The 18,320-nt window shown below is 59.9% G+C and carries 13 protein-coding genes, 5 pseudogenes and 1 riboswitch; of the genes and pseudogenes, 5 read left to right on the top strand and 13 right to left on the bottom strand.

The features are described 5' to 3' along the window. Nucleotides 1-205: 205 nt before the first annotated feature. The 5 genes from qatD to CIT37_RS35375 all read right to left on the bottom strand — a co-directional run bounded on the left by qatD (nt 206) and on the right by CIT37_RS35375 (nt 5,725). Nucleotides 206-970 (bottom strand): Qat anti-phage system TatD family nuclease QatD, encoded by a 765-nt coding sequence (gene qatD / locus CIT37_RS35355; RefSeq protein ID WP_014498022.1) that lies wholly within the window; start codon nt 968-970, stop codon nt 206-208. Beyond that, a complete protein-coding gene (gene qatC / locus CIT37_RS35360; protein WP_014498023.1) occupies nt 967-2,241 on the bottom strand; it encodes a Qat anti-phage system QueC-like protein QatC in 1,275 nt (424 codons plus the stop codon). The genes qatD and qatC overlap by 4 nt, the downstream gene beginning before the upstream one ends. Next, entirely contained in the window at nt 2,238-2,936 is a 699-nt protein-coding gene (qatB, locus tag CIT37_RS35365; RefSeq protein WP_224517554.1) for a Qat anti-phage system-associated protein QatB, read from the bottom strand. Before qatB ends, qatC begins: the two co-directional genes overlap by 4 nt. Nucleotides 2,937-3,099: 163 nt before the next feature. Beyond that, the gene (locus tag CIT37_RS35370; RefSeq protein WP_099421827.1) at nt 3,100-4,707 is read right to left on the bottom strand and encodes a P-loop NTPase fold protein; all 1,608 of its coding nucleotides are present in this window, start codon (nt 4,705-4,707) and stop codon (nt 3,100-3,102) included. Then, nucleotides 4,628-5,725: a hypothetical protein gene (locus tag CIT37_RS35375; RefSeq protein ID WP_231088544.1), complete on the bottom strand. Its 1,098-nt coding sequence runs from the start codon at nt 5,723-5,725 to the stop codon at nt 4,628-4,630. The genes CIT37_RS35370 and CIT37_RS35375 overlap by 80 nt, the downstream gene beginning before the upstream one ends. 400 nt (nt 5,726-6,125) lie before the next feature. Here CIT37_RS35375 and CIT37_RS35380 point away from each other — a divergent pair, with 400 nt between their 5' ends. Continuing rightward, nucleotides 6,126-6,248 (top strand): transposase, encoded by a 123-nt coding sequence (locus CIT37_RS35380; protein ID WP_038937273.1) that lies wholly within the window; start codon nt 6,126-6,128, stop codon nt 6,246-6,248. 237 nt (nt 6,249-6,485) lie between these two features. Further along, a riboswitch (cobalamin riboswitch) is annotated at nt 6,486-6,687 on the top strand. Between the two features lie 376 nt (nt 6,688-7,063). Beyond that, nucleotides 7,064-7,510: a hypothetical protein gene (locus tag CIT37_RS35385; RefSeq protein WP_014498031.1), complete on the top strand. Its 447-nt coding sequence runs from the start codon at nt 7,064-7,066 to the stop codon at nt 7,508-7,510. A 401-nt stretch (nt 7,511-7,911) separates the two neighbouring features. Here CIT37_RS35385 and CIT37_RS35390 read toward each other — a convergent pair whose 3' ends face one another. From CIT37_RS35390 to CIT37_RS35415, 6 genes and pseudogenes are all read right to left on the bottom strand, one after another. Then, nucleotides 7,912-9,327, bottom strand: coding sequence for a class I SAM-dependent methyltransferase (locus CIT37_RS35390; protein ID WP_231088545.1), 1,416 nt, complete (start codon nt 9,325-9,327; stop codon nt 7,912-7,914). A 193-nt stretch (nt 9,328-9,520) separates the two neighbouring features. After that, nucleotides 9,521-9,811, bottom strand: a pseudogene (locus CIT37_RS35395) (IS110 family transposase); the annotation flags it as partial. 60 nt (nt 9,812-9,871) lie between these two features. Beyond that, a pseudogene (locus tag CIT37_RS35400) lies at nt 9,872-9,943 on the bottom strand (hypothetical protein); the annotation flags it as partial. Between the two features lie 63 nt (nt 9,944-10,006). Beyond that, a pseudogene (locus CIT37_RS35405) lies at nt 10,007-10,185 on the bottom strand (IS21 family transposase); the annotation flags it as partial. Nucleotides 10,186-10,266: 81 nt separating this feature from the next. Beyond that, nucleotides 10,267-11,073: a glycoside hydrolase family 12 protein gene (locus CIT37_RS35410; RefSeq protein ID WP_011084471.1), complete on the bottom strand. Its 807-nt coding sequence runs from the start codon at nt 11,071-11,073 to the stop codon at nt 10,267-10,269. A gap of 288 nt (nt 11,074-11,361) precedes the next feature. Beyond that, nucleotides 11,362-12,169 (bottom strand): annotated as a pseudogene (locus tag CIT37_RS35415) (IS6 family transposase). Between the two features lie 398 nt (nt 12,170-12,567). Between CIT37_RS35415 and CIT37_RS35420 the strand changes: the two are divergent. Both CIT37_RS35420 and CIT37_RS35425 read left to right on the top strand, forming a co-directional pair. After that, nucleotides 12,568-12,810, top strand: a pseudogene (locus tag CIT37_RS35420) (hypothetical protein); the annotation flags it as partial. A gap of 628 nt (nt 12,811-13,438) precedes the next feature. Beyond that, nucleotides 13,439-13,642, top strand: a complete 204-nt coding sequence (locus tag CIT37_RS35425) for a hypothetical protein (protein ID WP_011084467.1) — start codon at nt 13,439-13,441, stop codon at nt 13,640-13,642. A 715-nt stretch (nt 13,643-14,357) separates the two neighbouring features. Here the strand turns inward: CIT37_RS35425 and CIT37_RS35430 are convergent. Then, on the bottom strand, nt 14,358-15,896 hold the full coding sequence (locus CIT37_RS35430) for a DUF1521 domain-containing protein (protein WP_095424725.1): 1,539 nt from the start codon (nt 15,894-15,896) through the stop codon (nt 14,358-14,360). Nucleotides 15,897-16,747: 851 nt separating this feature from the next. Continuing rightward, nucleotides 16,748-17,508 (bottom strand): IS5 family transposase gene (locus CIT37_RS35435; RefSeq protein WP_110115998.1). Its coding sequence is split into 2 segments (ribosomal slippage): nt 16,748-17,169 and nt 17,169-17,508, totalling 762 coding nucleotides; the frame shifts between segments, so codons are not numbered across the junction. A gap of 433 nt (nt 17,509-17,941) precedes the next feature. Between CIT37_RS35435 and CIT37_RS35440 the strand changes: the two genes are divergently transcribed. After that, nucleotides 17,942-18,133, top strand: a complete 192-nt coding sequence (locus CIT37_RS35440) for a hypothetical protein (RefSeq protein ID WP_014498042.1) — start codon at nt 17,942-17,944, stop codon at nt 18,131-18,133. Nucleotides 18,134-18,320: the final 187 nt, after the last annotated feature.

Below are 18,320 nucleotides of genomic sequence, written 5' to 3' on the forward strand. Positions count from 1 at the left end.
GGCCACTTTTAGAACGACTCGATTTGGGCCTTTAGAGCGACTCGATTTCGTTTTAAGAACGACTCGATTTCACATCCTTCTGACGGTGTTGACGAATTTGGCTCCGTTCTTCTCGCCGATCCTTGAGCGCAGAAAAACCGAGGGGGGTCCTTCCGCGCCCGTGTCGGTCCGCGGACTACGGAAGAGTGACTCGATTAGCGGCGACCTACGGCTTTGATGTTGACCGGTCATTCTCTGGAGCAAACTGCGTCGTCAGTCGCTTGAGGTTCGACATCAACTGGTCACGGACCTCGTCCTGGCCCATGCTCCACAGTTCAGCGAGCATCGGTTCGGTTTTCGCCACGTCCCAAGGAAAGAGCGAGCGCCCCTCTGCCTGCGCGAAAGGCCCATCTGACTCGGTCAACATTCGTTCGCGCGGCATTAGTGCAGCCAACCCGCGACCTCGTTCGCCGTTGAGCATGGCCGGACCGACGCTGAACCAGCAACCTTGGTCAATCGCCCGCTGCAGTTCGCGGCGCGATCCCGAAAACCAATGGAGCACGGAGATGCCGGAATCGGGCCGCGAGGCCAGTGCATCGAGGACGGGGCCTGCTGCGCGGCGGCTATGTACCGTCATGATGCGACCGCCGGCCGATCCGCACATTCGCAGGATATTGTCGAACACCCGACACTGCGTGTCCCACGTTGCCTTCAGTTCAGGGCCGCCGTCGAGGCCGATCTCGCCGACGTATCTTGTTCGCGGCAACAAATCTTCAAACAGCGCGAGTTCGCTCCGGCGTTCGTGAGCAAGCTGCGGATGCAGACCGAGCGCGGTGCGAATACGGGAGGCTCCCTCGGCGAGTGCGGCTGTCCCGGTCCAAGCCGACGGCGTAGTCGTCACGGACAGAACGAACAGATTGCGCTCGACGCACTCCTTCGTCGTCGCTTGAGGATCCGGATAGAGGTCGAGATGCGCATGTAGATCGATCACTTAACACCGTATTTCGCATGCAGATGCCCGAGTTCGGCGAGCCCCCGACGTAGCATATCCCGCAGTGCCTCGCGATTCTCGATTCGCGGCCATGACAGTGCGCTCCCAAGCCACTCTTCGAACCCCCCATTTTGTGCGGCGGCCAGAGCCATGCCGACAGAACGAACGTCGTCGAAGCCCGCGTGCTGCTCGTCGTCGCGACCGATATCTTCAAAGACGTACTGGGTCAGATCCGGTTGCCCCCAGGCGAGGAAGGCGGATCTTCGAACTTGGCAAGGTACGCATCGGCCGCAGTGGCTATATTTGAATTTCTGAAATCGACCGCAACTCGTCGAACGCACGGCCAATGTGCGCAGCAACGGCTGATTGTTGCATTCCTTCAGCATCTCTCCCTTCGTCTTGTTGGCGTAGGGAGTGCAGAGCGCCGCCCGGATGCCAGCGGCGTCGAGAAGATCCTGAAACAACGCCAGGAACTGGGGATGCGCCGTTCGTGTGCTCAGGCTTCCGATCCGGCTTCCGGTCAGCGGTGGATTTATCGCGATGAACCCGTTTTCGCAGACATATAGGGGAATGGCCGCTCCCTCCTGATAGGGCGCCAGGGCCGTCGCGACGAGAACTCCGAAGGCGAGAAATATGATCGAACGGGCGCGCTGCGAGGTATCCTTCGGTTTTGGTACGACCGCATTGTCGTTGAGCTGTATGTGTCTCAGACCGCCTGCGATCGCATGCGCGAACTCTTCCTGCTTCTCAGAGTCACCGCGCACGATCTTACTGATGAGGAGGGGCAGCGTGCCGGCAGCAGCGAGGTCAATCGTTCCGATCAGACTGTCGAGGCCGCCCGATAACAGCGCGACGCAATCCTGCGGCGGCCGGACCACACGCGCCGGCTGGGGAGCTGCCGCTCCGCCCGCGATGAAGCGCAAGCTCCATCTGTCGGTCGTCAAGAACGCCAGCGCATCGGCGATCAACGGCGCAACTCCATTCCAGAAGCCCGGTTCGGTCACCGCGATCTCCAGATCGAATTCGCGAGTCCATCCATCCGGACTTTGGGTTCGCAGCCCGGCGGCATCCGCCACCATGACCGAGTTGGAGATGGAAAGGAGATCCCATGCGCGCCTATCGGGAGCAAACCGTTCTTTCCGGACGTCGCCGCGTAAAGCGGCGCCTACGCTCGCTCGACCAGGGACGCCTGCCTGGCCGTACAGCACTACCCTGAGCGTGCCCGCCTCATCGAAGCGGCCGACGTCCGCCGGAGCGCACAACAGCCTCATTCTTCGTATCCTTCGAATACCTCGAACGTATCCCGAAGCGCCGCTTGCACAACGCTCGCAACGCGTCCCGTCGTAAGGGTTCGCCCCTGGTCCCTCAACCGCCGGAAAGCCGCCGCTACGGATTCCGCGATGTACGCCCGCATCTGCTTCAACCGGGACATTGCGACCGTTGCGGTCGGGGCCCGTTCGAGAAGGTGCTTGCCAACGTCGAGTTCGAAGCGCCGGGCGACATCGATGGCGGTGAATTTTTCGATGACGAACTCACGTTCGACGTCCGACAGATTGAGCAGGTCGGCTTCCGGAAACTCCTTCAGCAATTCCGACATTGCGTCGTGCATGGCGGCACGCTCCGCTTCGGCATCCTGAGTTCCGTCGACCGGCCTGACCGCCTCGATGATTGCGGTCGCTATCTCTTCCGTCGACCGCCCGGCCAGTACGGCCGCGTCGATCGGCGCGTCGGCGGCGCCTGAGGCGGTCGAGTAAAGCGTGTAGCCGAGCGAACCAGCGGTTTGTGCAGTGGCACCAAACCTCTGGGTCGCTGGATTCGAACCGCCGTACCCGTTGCGGATATAGTGCCCAAGCCCGCGTCTCAGATCACGCGCGTCACCAGAGCGCGCAAAGTCTCCCAGACTGGCACGGGTGCCGCCGAATCGCTTCTCGGGAGCGATGGGCGACGGCTGCAGCAGCGGCGGCACTGCGGGCGGTGCAGCAGAAACCGGGGGCACTTGGTCCGGAGGCGCGCCGTCGGGCGGTACATCCGGCTGTTCGTTGGGAAGCTCCGGAGGAGGTGGCACCGGATCCTGGGGCGCGGCCGGCGTCCAAGGCGGCACCAACGGGACGCCCGGGCCCGGGCCCCCGCTAGACTGCGACGTTCCCATTCGCCCTCGTCTTGTTGATGGCGTTCTTCACGGGTTTAGAAACGTCGCCCGACGAACCCCACACCTCAAGAAGCGACGCCGCCCAAGGGCGGTCGCTGATCTTCGGCACGATGCTAGGCTGAATCTGCTGGTGAGGGCGCGCCTCGAGGAACGCCGCCAAACGCGGTCCCTGGACCGGATCGGCATCGGCGAGCGCAATGCAGGCCGTAAGTATTTGCGGCGCGCCCCACTCCTGTTCCTTGCGGGCGCGCTCGAGAAGTCGATCCATAATCACTGTGGTTTCGATCCGGGGCACCCGGACCAGGCGGTCCCTCAACCGAGCTGACATTTCCGGATGTTCGAGCATCGCCGCGAGAAGTTCGGCGCCGTCGGAGGACAGGCGATCTTCAGGAGTGATCAGCGGCGCATGCTCGCGGCTGACGTAAAGAGCCCCGCGGAGATCGACGTCATGCAACGGCGGCGAAAGCGCCAGCCATTCGCGCACGAAGTCGCCGGTCCACGGATCCTTCGTCTCCAGGTCGCGACCGGCGGCCGCTGCCTCCTCCCAGTCCTTCAGGAACGCGGGCTTTCCTTCCGCGTCCGTCGTCACATTCTTGACGAGCTCGGCATAGGCTTTGGCGTCGCCGATGCGCTCGAACAGAAGGAGCTTAGCGAGGACCGCCTCATCCACGCCCACACCCTGCGCCTTGGAGATGGTCATGCGGATCGATAGCGCGTTCAGGAAGCGCTTGATCAGGCGGGGATTGCCGACAATTCCGGACGCCGTTGTCATGAGCGAAGACAGCCGCTCGGCAGTGTCGAGTTGTCCGACCAGCGATCCCGGTAAGCCGATGTCAAGCGAGTTGACGAACGCGCGGTCCACCTTCTTGCCCTGCCAAGTGCTCTTCAGTTGACGGATCACGGCGGCGCGAATCTTCTCCTTGTCGGGCTCGGGCAGGTCGCTGTTGTCCACGAATAGCAGCATCATGTATGCGCGGACCTCCTGCGTGCCGAGTTGCGGCACGCGGATCGGAACCTGGATCAGCTTGTCGAAGTAGTTCGTTACCATCAAGTCATTTTCGAAGCCCGCGAAGTGCTTGCGGACTGCGTGCTTGATCATGTCGTTGTCCGCAGCGATGACGAAGGCGGTGTTCTTGAGGAATAGGAAGAGGCGGATGGCTTCGAGCGTCGAGATCGTTGTCTCGGGCAGGCAGCGGTCGAGATCGTCGATCAACACGACAAGCGTGATACCGAGTTCTTCAAGGGTTTGCTCGAGCGTGTCGCGCAGAGCCTGAATTTCCTTCGGAGGAGACGTTTCCTCCTTCGGTTTTAGAAGCTCGCCGCCTTCCTTGACGGCATCGCCGACGGCCTTCTTCGCCGCATCGGCATCGCTCTTCCCGAAGCCCTCGCTCCACATCTTTCTGCCGAGTTCGAAGAACTCGCCGGCGGCCCCGACCGGCGGAACGCCGAAATAGATCGAAGCCGCCGACGTCGTTGCGAGCTTCGCCACCCGCAGCCACTTCACCCGCTTAGCAAGAGCGGCAACCTTTTCGAGCGCTGTCTCGCGGCTTTCGGCCTCGTTCGCAAGCTTGTCCGCAATGACGTCCATTAGGGCGGCGCGCGACGTGGGTCGGGGCCTCGAGCGCCTTGAACGAGTAGTAGTCGCGCCCGTGGAACTGGCGGTCCTTCAGGTGGCGGTTGAGCTCGTTCAGGGTGGACTTGATGCCGGTGAAGGCATCGTCGAGCCGATGGAGAAGGTCGTCCCGGAATGCCGAGGTCATCTCCGTCTCAGCGTTCCGACACTGCTCCGCGTACTGGACCAATTCATGCCCATCCAATCGGTCCTTTTCGGCGACCGCCCACTGCTCGACGGCCGACGGCGTCGCCTCCTCGGCGGTGAACGGCGGCACGAGATAGAAGTCCTGCCCGTGCTTGTTCACGGCGCCCGTCATTTCCCTCATCAGGGTGGAGCGCCGGTTGGTAGAACGGTTTTCACGGTCCGCCGTCAGCCCAGCGATGCGGTCCGACAAGGACTGAGCCGCCATTTCGGCCACCTTCGACCGGTAGTCGCTCATCTCCCTCGATTGCGGGAATCCGTCCAGCAGCTGGCGCGCGCGGGCGCGACGTGCCACCGCCAGGACTTCACGATTGTTCTTCATGTAGTCTTCATACGCGCCCTCGGCCCTGTCTTTCGCGCTGTGTGCCCGGGTCGACGCATCCTGTGTCTCGGTCTTGAGCCGGTTTGCCGTCTTGACCTCCGCGGCTAGGCGCTCCAGATCGGCAACGAGCTTGGGATCGCGATTCCGCTTGGCGTCTTCGATATTTTTGCCGATTTCCGCCAGCTTGCGATCGAAAGCAGCCAATTCCTCGCCGCATCCAAAGCAGGTCAGGCCAGAGTCGCGGATGGCCTGGAATTGCGCGAACATGGCTTCGAACAGCCGTGCCTCATCCTCCGCGCGCCGGACATCTCCCGCCGATCCAGCAAGTTGCTGGAGCAATTGCTGCCGTTCGGCCTGAAGCTGTTGGCGCATCTGCTCCTTCCGACCGTCGACTTGCGCGATTTCGAGCAATCTCTCGTCGAGATTCCCGACGAAGAAGCCTTCGACTTCGTGGTTGGTCTCGTTCACCCTGACCCTAGCCGTAAGCAGGCTGCGCGCAAGCTTCTCCCCGCGGAGTACCATGACCTCTCGAATTCCGCGCTGTTCGACGCCATCGTCGCAATGGCGTTCTGCCTTGCAGATCGCGACGCGCGGTTCAGGGTCAGCGTGAAGTACCTCGCAGGGCTAACACCGGACATGCTCAGCACGACAGGCAGGGCGATCATAGGCGGACAAGCCGGCTTCGATACACTGTGCGAACGGTTGAGACATGTAAACGGCACCCGAGCCGGCCATCACGGCCGCATCAAAGAGCTGGGACATTTGGCTGGGCTTTCGACGTCGGAGTCGCCCCTCGATCCTCAGATCAGGTCGATCTTGCTAGAGAAGATCGAAACGAACATCGCAAATGCCGTCGAGGCGGAGTCTCTTGAAACTCGCTGCCCGTGTGGTCGAGACCACGAGCCGCATTCGCCTTGCGTTCGCCGCGGCATGTCCCGAAGCCGACCTGATCCGCGGCTTGCCCGGCGCGCTGCTGCCGCTCAGTCCTTGACCGGCGGGGCGTCCGCCCCCCGTTCGCCCAACTTATCCCTCAAGCGCGTTGCAAAGTACGGGTCGTCAGGCGGTGAAAAGCCGAAGGCAATCCTGTGCGCCTCGTCAGAGCAGATGTGCGGCCACATCAATCGGACTAGAAAAACGCACTCTCACGAATAGGACGGGCTAAACTGTCACATGTTGTGTCACTCAGCACTCGATTCACGCCCCTTGCTTGACTCGGTTATGAGGGGCCTTCAGTCTGGTTATCGGTAGCGCCGAAAGGCGTATCAAGGGAATACGGTGCGTCCTCACGGACAAGGCCGAAGCTGCCCCCGCAACTGTAAGCGGCGAGCCGACGACAGTTGGGCCATTGGGTTCGTTCGTTCGAACCTGGGAAGGTGGTCGGAGGCGTCAACCCGCGAGCCAGGAAACCTTGCTGCCGGTCGTGGTCATGGACTGACGCAGGGGCGGGGTGCTCCAAGACGTTGCAAAGCCGATCGAGATCTGCCGCATTCGGGGCGAACGGCTGCCGCTCACGGCGAATGTGCGTGACGGCTTTTTGTTTCGCCCGTGGTCATCACCGTTTTCATTTCAAACGTAGTAGCCGTGCCGGCGCGAGTTTCGGCGTCAACTTCAATCCTGCTCAAACAGCGCTGGCTGTCCGGGTCAGCATTGACGCTAGGAATCGTGCTGGCCTCGATCGCCGCAGCGGGATCGGCGTCCGCACAGCCTCCGCAACTGCTCAATCCGTGATTGTCTCCTCGGCCAATCCGTGGGGCAACACCGTCACCGCGGCAGCAGCAGCGGCGCGAGCGCGTACGCCTCTGGTACGTGGCCGCGACCCGGGCGCGCGACCTGCTGATCCTGCCTAGGCACTCCGCCGACCTGTCGGACAAGTGCTGGGCAAAGCTCGTCGATTTGGGCCTGGCTGGTCTCCCGGCGATCAACCCGAACGACGTCGGCACCGCGAAGGAAAGGAACGTCACGCCGCTAGAGAACGGGCAGACCCGCGAGACCTTCGCCGCCGAGGCGACCGCTATCTTCGATGTGCGCAAGACCGTGATCTGGCGTCGCCCGAGCCGGAGCGAACTTGATCAGGTGGACGAGCCAGAAGCGAAGATCGAAAGCGGGGAAATTCCGGAAACCGGCGCTGCGGAGCCTGCTGCCGTTCTCAGAAGTTCGACGCGTGGCACCATCCTTCACAAGCTAATCGAGGAGGTGCTGACCGGAGAAGCCTGCGACGCCAGGGCGGACTTGAAACGCGGGCTGCGGAACTGATCCGGCAGATGGGGCACGAACCGGCGGAGGATCCGAAGATGGGCATCAGCGCCGTCGAACTGACCGCCACGGTGCTGCGGACGCTCGCTCTTCCGGACGTCGTGACGCCGCGACCGCGTCTCGCCCCCGAGCTCCCGTTGTTCGGAAGCCAGACTCACGAAGGCGGCAAGGTCCTGCTCTCCGGACAGGTTGACGCGATCGCGTTCGACGAGGCCGGCGCCATCGACGCGGTCGTCGATTGGAAGAGCGACGTGGCTCCGGATGCGCCGAGCATCGGCCACTACAGACAGCAGATCGCCGACTATCGGAAGCAGACGAACCTAAGCGGGACAGGTCGTCGATGTGACTTGAGCCCCCGCGGCTGCTGCTCAGGATCCAAGCGCCGTCTCTGCCGGCCTGGTCTACCTTGCCGAGCTGCGGTTGCTCACGCTTGGCTGAGATCGAATCTGAAAGTTCTCCGCAGTTTCACGGATTTCGAAATTGATCGGTCCAGGTCGCCCGTCCGGAGTTCGGGCCCACAGGTATGCGGAGCCTTCATCCAGCACGATCGACTCGACCGAGAAGCCTGCACGCTTAACCAATCCGGCGAGATCGTCCGGCGGGATGAGGCCGTAGAAGGAATGGCCCCTAAGCGAGTCCATGAGGAAGCCGTTGCCGTATGGTTGACAATTCGGGAGATTCTGCATCCTTGTAAAATCAGAATTGCGATAGAGCGTCACAAACAAGCAAGTGCCGTTTGGCTTTAGCTTAGCTCTCATCAGTTGAACGATGCCAAGTCTCACGCTTGCCGATGGGATCACAGAAAGAACGTTTATGCAGAAGCCGCGGTCGTATCTCCGGTCATGGGAGGCAAACTGACCCACGGTGAGGGCGTGGACGTGATTTGATTTGCCGACGTAATCGCGGATGGTGGTCGAACGACCGCGGATCATTTGACCCCTTGAAAGCTGCACTTCCGAATCCACCAACGCAAGTTCGCCGGTGGTTTTGGCTATTGCCCGTTCGTAACGCAGTTTGCCGCAGCCAAAGTCGAAGCTGGAATGAATTGGCTCGAGACGCGAGATCAGCTTCTTAAGATAGGCCCAACTCTGTGTTTCCGGCTTGGCTGCGTTTTCGCTCCGGACGATGATATCCTTCCCGATCTTGTACCACATCAGATGGCCGCCTCTGTGAATGCTTGGCGGTTGCCTGCACTTGCCTCGGCATTCCCGGCTATCTGTTGGATCTGGGGATCCGCCCTTCGTTCCAGCAATCCATACCGAAGATGCATAAATAGAAGCGCGGCCATCGAGGCGGTCCAAAAAATGATCAGAAACCAAGCTGCCCTGGCGAAGGCGGATAAGACCGCGAAGCCTGTGAGTATGAAGAGCCACTCCAAGGCAACCCAATATGTGCCAAGCCTCCAATGCGCTTTCGATGTCGTGCTTGTCGACGAGCGGATGTTCGCTTCGGCTGGACGCGTATTTGTAGAACGTCGCTCTCACGAGGGGATGGCGGTCGCGTTTGAGATTTGCCACCTGACGGGCCGACATCTGCGCACCCGACATGACAGCCAGAGGGAGAAGGATGTTAGCGCGGTCGAACCTCGCCCTGATCTTAAATATGTCCGAAATCCGATCATGGAATCGGGTGACCCTGCTGAAGATGAGCACCAGCAAAGCAAGCGCGAAGCCGCCCACGTTCACCTCAGGAGCTTTAATAGCCGTGGCGAATTCCTTGACGCCGGGCAGATGCTCAACTCGCAAGAAAAGACCGTTAATCCAAGGATCGTACCTCACCAGGAACGAGCAGGCTAAGGTCAGCCAGAAATCCGCCAAAGCGTTCTTCTAGAGCATCTCAGAATAGTTCTTCGGCCCGAAGAAGGGCATCAGAACGCGAAGGATCGAATCCATGCCGCCCCCGAGGTTGTTAAGACCGGTCCATAAACGGCTTGATTGAGTCAGAAAAGTAGCCGACGGTCAACGGATAAGGTGATGGCCGAAGGGAGGAAACACCCTCCCTCGGACGCTTCCCGAGTCGAGTAGCGATCCCATATTCAAGGCAAAAAGCGCGCATCTGATTTATGAGGCACGTCCGTTGCGAAATCATCCTATCGCGAACACGATGCAGCGCTTGCAGGTCAATGTGTTCGGGCGACCGTATTTCGACGAAGCGCATTGTTGGTCGCGTCACTGCTTCCGCGATCGCTGCGGCATCGATGATGTCACTTTTGTTGGACTTTACATAAGGCTTGACGAATTGAGCCGGAATAATGCGGACGGTATGCCCCATCGCGGCGATCTTGCGTGCCAACCATTGCGAGCTGGCCTTCCAATTGTAGATCGTCGCTTCGGAGACCCCGTGCTTGCGAGCTAGGTCGGCCGTCTTCGCCCCGGCCTCATGCGCCTTCGACACTGCGATAATCTGCTCTTCCGTGAACCTTGCTCGCTTCATCTGTCCGTCCTTCTTCGGGGCGGACTCTGAATCCTTCTGGAGGAAATGCTCAGTGGCAGGTCACGCCAACGAAAAGAAGCGTTGGTTGCGCAGCCGCGCCAAAATCCATCGCTGCGCGACTTGCACCGCAACTTCGACCTTTGCCTTATCTTTTGGGCGCCGCGGCCGGGCTGCGAGATGGCCGTGCCGTAATGGCTTGCCATCTCGGCATAGGTTCGGTTGAGGCCGGGATCGTGGCGGTCGGGATGTGAGCGGCAAGCCAAGGCCGTCAGTCAGCGTGGCTCATTGGCATAGCGCAGCTCACCTTACCGCCCGCGCGGACTTCACTTCGAAGTCACGGACCAGTTGTTGAAATTGAAGTTCTTTCCCCCCGGGGACGAGGTAATCTCGACGCCGTATTGGACGCTACCGACGTTTATGTCGCCAAAGTACCCCTTCGACTTGATCCACTGCAGGATACTCTTGATGTCCACTGTCCCGCTGTTGGTCTTCGAAGTGCGCAGCAATGAGATGACCTTGTGACCATCGGAGCCTTCGCCTTCAAACACGTTCCAAGTCGCCCCGCCTACATTGACATTGCTGTAGACCGGAATCGCCGCACCGGAAGGGGCATAATGATATGAAATGGGCTTAACGTTGCCGCTCCCGTCCGAGTTTCCGGTGTAGTTTGTCCAGAGCATTATCTCATGTCGGTCTGAGCTGTCCCAGATATCGTAGGCGACATCCCAGGCGCCGCCAGTGGGAACTTCCTGATTGAAGCTCGAGCTCAGAGTGTTGATTGAGCTGAGCGGTTTCCCGATATTGAAAGCCACGTGCGGATAGCTCTTGATGCCAGGAGTATTGGGCTGGTTCGACCACACGCTCCACCGGTTGGCTGCACTCACCGAAATCGTCTGAGGCCCAGGGTGCGGGCCCCATACGTCGTTGTTCCAAGAGTAGCCATCGCGTGAAAAGCTTCCGTATGGAGCGCTCGAACGCCAAATCGGCGTCTGTGCCGACACAGGCCCGGCAGATGATAATGACCGGGCTTCATTCGCGGCCTGCCTAAATAGATCATGATCCTCCTGTGTCCGGACGTAACCCGTTGGAGACCCTTGCGCGCCGGCACCGCTTATCCGATTGGAATCCATAAAGCTCTCCTTTCTGATAACAAAATCTCCTGCAGATCCACTAGCGGGCCCCCTAGTTCAGCATGGGCGGCATCGGCATCTAGAGACCGGGCTTGAATGCTAGGAAGGTTGGCTTTCGAGAAGCTGACGAGCTCGGGAAGAAGGGTGGACCCGCGCCCGGATTTGCCGTCTTTCGGATGACAGCAGCCTGGCTGAGACAGTGGCAACGATTGTCCGTCGTCAGACAATTTGAGACTGATCAGGCTTTTCGAGAAGGGAGGCTCTGGCTCATCAGGGGGCATCGTCAACTTAATCGACCGCCGAGCCGAAGGAGGCGATTCTCAGAGGTCGAGAGTCGGCGATAGCGCTTGTCATGGAGATCTCGCGCCAAGTCGCAAAGGCTCGCTCGCGCGAAGCACGACGGAAGTCGGCGGTGGCGGCGCCGGGATAGGGGATGTGGAAAAGGTTCGCGACCTGATCGTGAACGGACAGAAACCGTTGAGCCTGACGGGACGATTTGAAGCGCGTCATGATCCGCTCGCGTCGCCGCGTCGGCTGATGAGAATTCTCGGCCCGATTGTTGAGAGCTTTGTGCTGGCGATGTTCGACGTGTAAGCCCATCTTCGCCCTCGCAGCGCCGTACGAACGCAGCTTATCCGTGATCATAACGCGCGGCGGCGTGCCGGCGGATTTCAAGAGCTTCTTCATGAGCCGCTGCGCAACGCGCGAGTTTCTTCGGCGCTGGATCAAGACGTCAGGAACGAAGCCATTCTGGTCGACAGCGCGCCAGAGCCAATGTTGTTCGCCCGCGATCGAGATAACGACTTCGTCCAGATGCCATTTGTCACCGCGAGGGGGAGTGCGCTGGCGGATCCGATCGGAGAACGGCTTGCCGAATTTCCGTCCCCACTGGCGCACGGTTTCATAGGTCACGCCAATGCCACGCGCCGCCAGCATTTCCTCGACCATCCGCAAGCTTAAGGGAAGCCGGAAATATAACCAAACGGGATAACTGATCACTTCCGGTGCGATGGCGGCGATAAAGAGGGTCCCGGGCGGTCTGCCGGTCGTCTACCCCTCCGCCGCTCCAATTCGTTAATTTGACGGTACCATTCAATGGACTGTCCCTGTCGAAGGTTGCGGCCGATCTTGCGGCGCACGCCGTCAACGGCTGGCCGCCGGAGGTCATCAACGATTTCGGCAATCTCGGCTTTGTCCGACCTGCTGGCATCGTGTTTCTCAGCAACTTATTCGCATGGATGAGCGCTCATCAAACCAAAATCACGCTCACCAACCTCAGGGGCAAACGCCGTCAGGTTTCTGGACGACTCCCTGTTCTTCGAGCAGCATTGCGGCGCAAAGTTTCGCCCGGATGCCTCACCACGGTCGACAACGCGACCACTGATGAGGATCGCTCATCAGCGATTGCCATGGCTGGCTGGAACACAACCTTGCTCCTTGGCTGGCTGCGCGCCTGTCGATCTCTCCCGCGAGCGGCGTGTACAACCGGCCGGTAGCCGCCATGCCCATCTGATCGCGGGCATCTGGACCGGGTTCAAGGGCGACCGGGGCACCAAGTCCAAGCCGGCCCCCGGCCCTCACCTCGTTTATGGCTTCCTGACGACCGATGAGGAGCGCGACGTATGGATGCGCGCGCCGCGGGATGAAGCAAAGGCATTGCAGCGGCCGTTGCCGGATGATGCGCTGAAGATCGTGATGCGCGGCGCGGATAAGGAAGATCAGCCAACAGCAGGGTAGCGATGCTTTAGCGCCGCAATCGGTATGGTGTTATGGGGACAAGAGGTCTGATGTTGTTCAAATCGCCAACAACGGCCGTGCTCATCATCAGCGCACGCCGATGGCCGAAGCGTTGCATTTCTGCAGGGCGCGGCGTTCGGCATTGCTGCGAACTGCCCGAAACTTCATCTGTATACGAAAGCAATCGCTCAATCGAAAAACGGTATCCGAGGAGTTCGCCAAGGCAACGCAAAGGAATTTGCAGAGGGCGCGTTTCTGTTCCACGAATTGCTAACTGGCGGAAAAGGAGACGAATGTGATGGCGGCTCGTGCACCTGCGATAACGTATGCGGCCTTCGCCCCGGTACATGCTACTTCGTGATTGAACCGTCGGAGGTAAAGCCCTGAGTCCGCAATGCTTTAAGGCAGCACCTTGACGAGATTGGCCCGCTTGCGTGCAGCCAGCTCGACAGCAGCATCGCGCGCCGCTTTGAATGTCATCACTTCCGCTGGCGCGTGCTCATGATCCTTCTCGATCATGGATGAAGCCGCCAAGGAAGCTCGATCTTAGTCAGCTTTTCGCAAGCTGCTCCTGCTAGCATGAAGAGGATAGGTCATCTAGGCGACGCCGCTATCCGGGTGTTACGACATGAACGCAGACGCAGCCGATATCAATGCAACAGCGTCGCAGGTTGGCGCCCCCTCCGACACCGCCGAGAACGGCGGCGATGACACGCGTGCAGCGCTACTGCGCCGAGCATTCGAAAAGGCTCTCGTTTCCGTCGCGACGCAAGTCATAAGCGATTCGCAGTCGGATATGGATGAGGCCATGAGCGAGCTTGATGATGGATGAGCCGATGGTCGGCGCCAGATAGCGATACGGCCGCCTGGTGATTGAATCGAAGACGTGCCAAGTGAGACTTTGGCACACGCCAGCAGTTAGATGCGCATTCTATGATCTTTCAGGTCCGCTGCGAACTGCTCCGCGAATCCGAATGCACCTGGATCTTTTTGGCAGCGGGCTGCTGCGACGTCCCTTTGGCGTCCCCAACAGCAGACTTTGACGGAAATGGTGATGCTCAAAGCCATGGCGCCTCCGGCTTCGTGAGAGGATGATGGATGTTCTGGGAGCGCAAGGGTTCACGCCCGGCTTGGTAGGCTAAAGACAGGCAGGGCTCAACGCGAAACAGTGGCTTATGCTTTTGAGCCGAGGGTAGATCGCGCCGCCGAGGCCGTCCCCAATCCAATCTACGATCTTGGCCGGGATTTTCGCTGCGACGCCTGCATCTGCAGGACGTTGACGTGCAGACAGACCTGAGAGCACCGTTCCCGTGCAGCGCCTCCATCGCCGGCAACGCGCCGCAGCAATTCTAGCCGGGTAGCCGGGTCTGGAGGCCCTCCGCCCGTTTGTCGGCGCCAAGGCTGCGATTGCCAAGACAATCTGGCTGTTACCGTCGATCCTAAATCGATAGATCGCCAAGCTGCCCTTCTCGCGGCCGTTTGGCGAAAATGAAAGGCGGGCGCTAGCGCCCGCTTCCACGAGTTTCCGACATCCCCGGGATCAGGCCTCATGCCGGCTGTGCATCGCGACCGAAAATGCGCCGGAACATGGCCTCGCGCATCATCGTCTTGAAATCCGGCGGCGCATCCGGGTTCTCATTGTGGTTGATCACCGACTGCGTCACCTTGCGTCCGGAGTTGTCAACCCACCCCTGATTTGTCTCATGGATTGTCTGAGCTCCATCGGACGTCAGCTGATCAAGCGTTCGCCCAGCATTAGACTGCGTGACCTTCAGATTGTTTTTCCCATCCTTGTCGTCGCCGAGTCCCTCCACAACCATGGCATTGTCGCCGTTGGTGATGGTGAGCTTCGAGGAGATGGTTTTTCCCTTGCCATAATCGACCGTGTCCACCGTAATCTTCGTGCCGTCGTCGAGCTGGAAGGTCATACCTTTCTTGAAGTCGAAATCGTCCTTGCCGTCGCCATTAGCATCGACGTGAGGATCGCCGTGGATCCTCGAGACATGGCCGGTCTGGTTGTTCCTAACGGTCCAGGTGCCGTCCTTCTCATCGGCTGTGATCGTATACTTATCACCAAGGTTGATCGTCGCCTTGCCGTCCTTGACCTCGTGCGACCACACTGGCGCTGGCTGAGATGACGGCGCTGGCGTCTGAGCGACGGCAAACGGAACCATCGCAAGAGGCGGCGGTGGAGGAGGAACGAAGAACACGGGTGTTGCACTGGCAGGCGTTGCGCTTGCAGACTGGTAGTTGCCCGGCGCGCGACCCTGTTCGCCGGCATCGATACTCGCCTGATTCACCACGCCGCCGGCGCCATCGACCCAGCCTTGGCCGCTCTCATGGATCGTCTGGGCACCATCGGGTGTCAGCTCATCAAGAGTCATGCCAGCGTTGGACTGAGTCACCCTCAGATTGTTTTTGCCATCCTTGTCGTCGCCGAGCCCCTCCACAACCATCGCGTTGTGGCCGTTCGTAATGGTCAGCCTTGAGGAGATGGTCTCACCATTACCGTAGTCGACATTATTGACGGTAATCTTGGTCCCATCGTCGAGCTGGAAGGTCATATCTTTCTTGAAGTCGAAGTCATCCTTGCCGTCCCCGTTAGCGTCAACATGGGGATCGCCATGGATCTTCGTGACATGGCCGGTCTGGTTGTTGCGGACGGTCCAGGTGCCATCCTTCTCATTGGCTGTGATCGTATATTTGTCGCCGAGGTTGATCGTGGCCTTGCCATCCTTGACCTCATGCGTCCATACCGGATCGACGGAAGGCTCCGAACCCGAACTTTGCTGGCTCAACAGCATGAAAGGAGGAGGCGGAGCCATCATGTACACGGGAGCAGCCACGACTGAAGTGACGACCGCCGGAGCCACGACAGCGGTTGTGACGCCACCTGCAGGAACGACCACCGGAGCGACAACGACGGCAGCGCCTGCCGGCAGGTACTGGTAGGCACCCGGCGTGACATACTGTCCCAACAGTGTGCTGAAAGCTGGGCTGGCAACCACCCCCTCTGACCCCACCCCATTCACCGTCGAATCGAGTGCGCCGACCACGGGGAGACCGGCCACGGGAAGATACGCCATTTAGTTCACTCCTGATTGCATCGAAGAAAGCGGTAAAACTGCGAGCGTTATGCGCACATCAACAGGAAGCATTTCAGGCCGCACCCTTGGCCCGATGGTGAGCGAATGAATGCCTCTCGCCACCAGCCCCGGCAGCCTCGATGAGCCCCCTCTCTCATCACCTTCGCAGCGGCTCGGCGCGAGCATATCGCGCCCATCGAACTCGCAGGGACTCTACCTGCAGCACCTGTCGAAAAGCTGACGACAATGAACCACCGACTGAGCATCGCAACCCTCGTAGCATCCGAGGGGTGCGGATCGCATGGTTGCTCGCGGCGGCCGGCCGTCACGACGGACCATCTCAGGCAACTATCGACGCCCGCCGATCACATGTGATACGTCGCTTCGTTAACATCGATCGACTGTCCGATGTCGGCTGCGCCGATCGGTCCTGTTGCATGCGAGATTCACGCCGCTTGCTCTTGATGCAACAATCATCGGGACCGAGAGGCATATCATTCTGTCGATAAGTGACGCGGTCGCCGCAATTCCGCCAGTCACTCCAGCGGATCTGGGAAGCAGCATTCCAACCGCTCCGGCCACGCCGCTATTGCCGCCAGCGGCGATCCGAAGATTCCGGACGCGATCTGTGGGGATACCGGCGATCACACCAACAGCCTCTACAGCATCAGCGCGCGGCCCTAACCAGGCTACCGCCCCACGCCATGAGTCTCCAAAGACTTCAGATTGGATGACTCAGCGCTGATCGACAAACGCCACAGCCAACCTGTTGGCCGATCGATCCAAGTGCGCGCCTGACCGCGCACGTAGGTCAGAATTTCGCTGCTAGCCTCACTAGCTAGGGTCCAGACTCAATTGAGCCAATATGCGACGAGAGCGGCGAGATGAACAGCGGCCAAAAAATTACGGGCGAGCTTGTCATATCGCGTGGCGATGCGCCGGAAGTCCTTGAGCCTGCAAAAGCAGCGTTCGATGACATTTCGTCCTTTGTAGGCGCGTTTGTTGAAGCGATGGATGACGACACGGTTAGATTTATTGGGGATTACGGGCTTGGCGCCACGACGAATGATTTCGCCGCGAAGCTTGTCGCCATCATACCCTTTGTCGGCGAGGAGCACGCTCATGGGTGGCGCGAGCGCCAGGACATCGGGAGCCGCAGCGATATCGGCATCCTGGCCTGGAGTCAGATGCAGGACGACCGGCCGGCAGAGCGGATCGCTCAGCGCATGGATTTTTGTCGTGCGGCCTCCGCGCGAGCGGCCGATTGCTTGATTGTGCTCCCCCCTTTTCCGCCGGAGGCACACCGGTGAGCTTTAATCGAGGTCGAGTCGAGCGACAGTACGACGCCGTCTTCGCCAGGCTTGGCCAGCGCTTCGAAGATTGCGCACCATCGTCCTCGCTTGGCCCAGCGATTGAAGCGATTGTAGATCGTCGTGTAAGGGCCGTATTCACGTGGACAATCACGCCATCGTGCACCCGATTGCAGCATGTGAATGATGCCGCTGACGATGCGTCGGTCGTCGTCCCGATCCGGCCCCGTCAGTCCCCTCGGCAGATGCGGTTCGATACGCGCCCATTGCCTGTCGTTCAGCCAAAACAAACCAGCGCGCATTCTCTCGCCCCCGAATCAACACGTAGGCAAGAGAATCACGTGGCGCTATTTAGGTACAGACCCTAGGTGAGGTTGCAGCTGCCGGCAGGTGATGGGCTGCTGCAAAGGATCGACCTAATCACCCCGACCGAGACTCGTCAGCTTCTCGAAAGGTAGCCCGCCTAGCGTGAGGCTGCTGAACTCTAGGCGAGCACGTCTATTGAGACGTAACAAGACGAGCATAGGAGAAAGCGATGGCCGCCGAAAACAAGAACGCCGGCAAAACGGACAACGTACAGCCCAAGACCGTTGGTCTCGGCAAGAGCGCCGAACTGAGCCTGAGAAGTCTGGGGGGCGAGCACCGTCTTTCTTTCTATTCCTGCCCCTCGTATCGTCGGCCCGCCCGACGTAGCAGGCCACAACTAACGACTATCATAAAGAAAGGTGAATAGACATGGCGGTTAATAGTGTTGGCGGTAACGGCGCCGCTCCTGCTACCCAGCAGACCCAGGATGCCGGTTTCCAGAACCAGATGGCTGAGTTCGAGCGTGTTAGCCAAAAAGTTCAGGCCCAGGCCGTGGCAATGCGCAGAATTACGACCGAGCTCTCTTCTGAGAAGAAGGTCGCCGACGAGCGCGTCCAATAAGTCTGCCAAGACGGCGGCTCAGCGCGTCGCTACCGGATCCGCGCAGTGAATGACGAACTCCGGAAGAGCCGTGCGGCAACTGCCGTACGGCTTATCTCGTTATTCAGGACATTATCCTGAACGAATCGATCTCTCGAGTTTGAAGTGCATAGCAAAGCCGAGGGGAAGACGACCGCCGTCAGCATGT

The organism is Bradyrhizobium ottawaense (assembly GCF_002278135.3).
Taxonomy (GTDB): domain Bacteria; phylum Pseudomonadota; class Alphaproteobacteria; order Rhizobiales; family Xanthobacteraceae; genus Bradyrhizobium; species Bradyrhizobium ottawaense.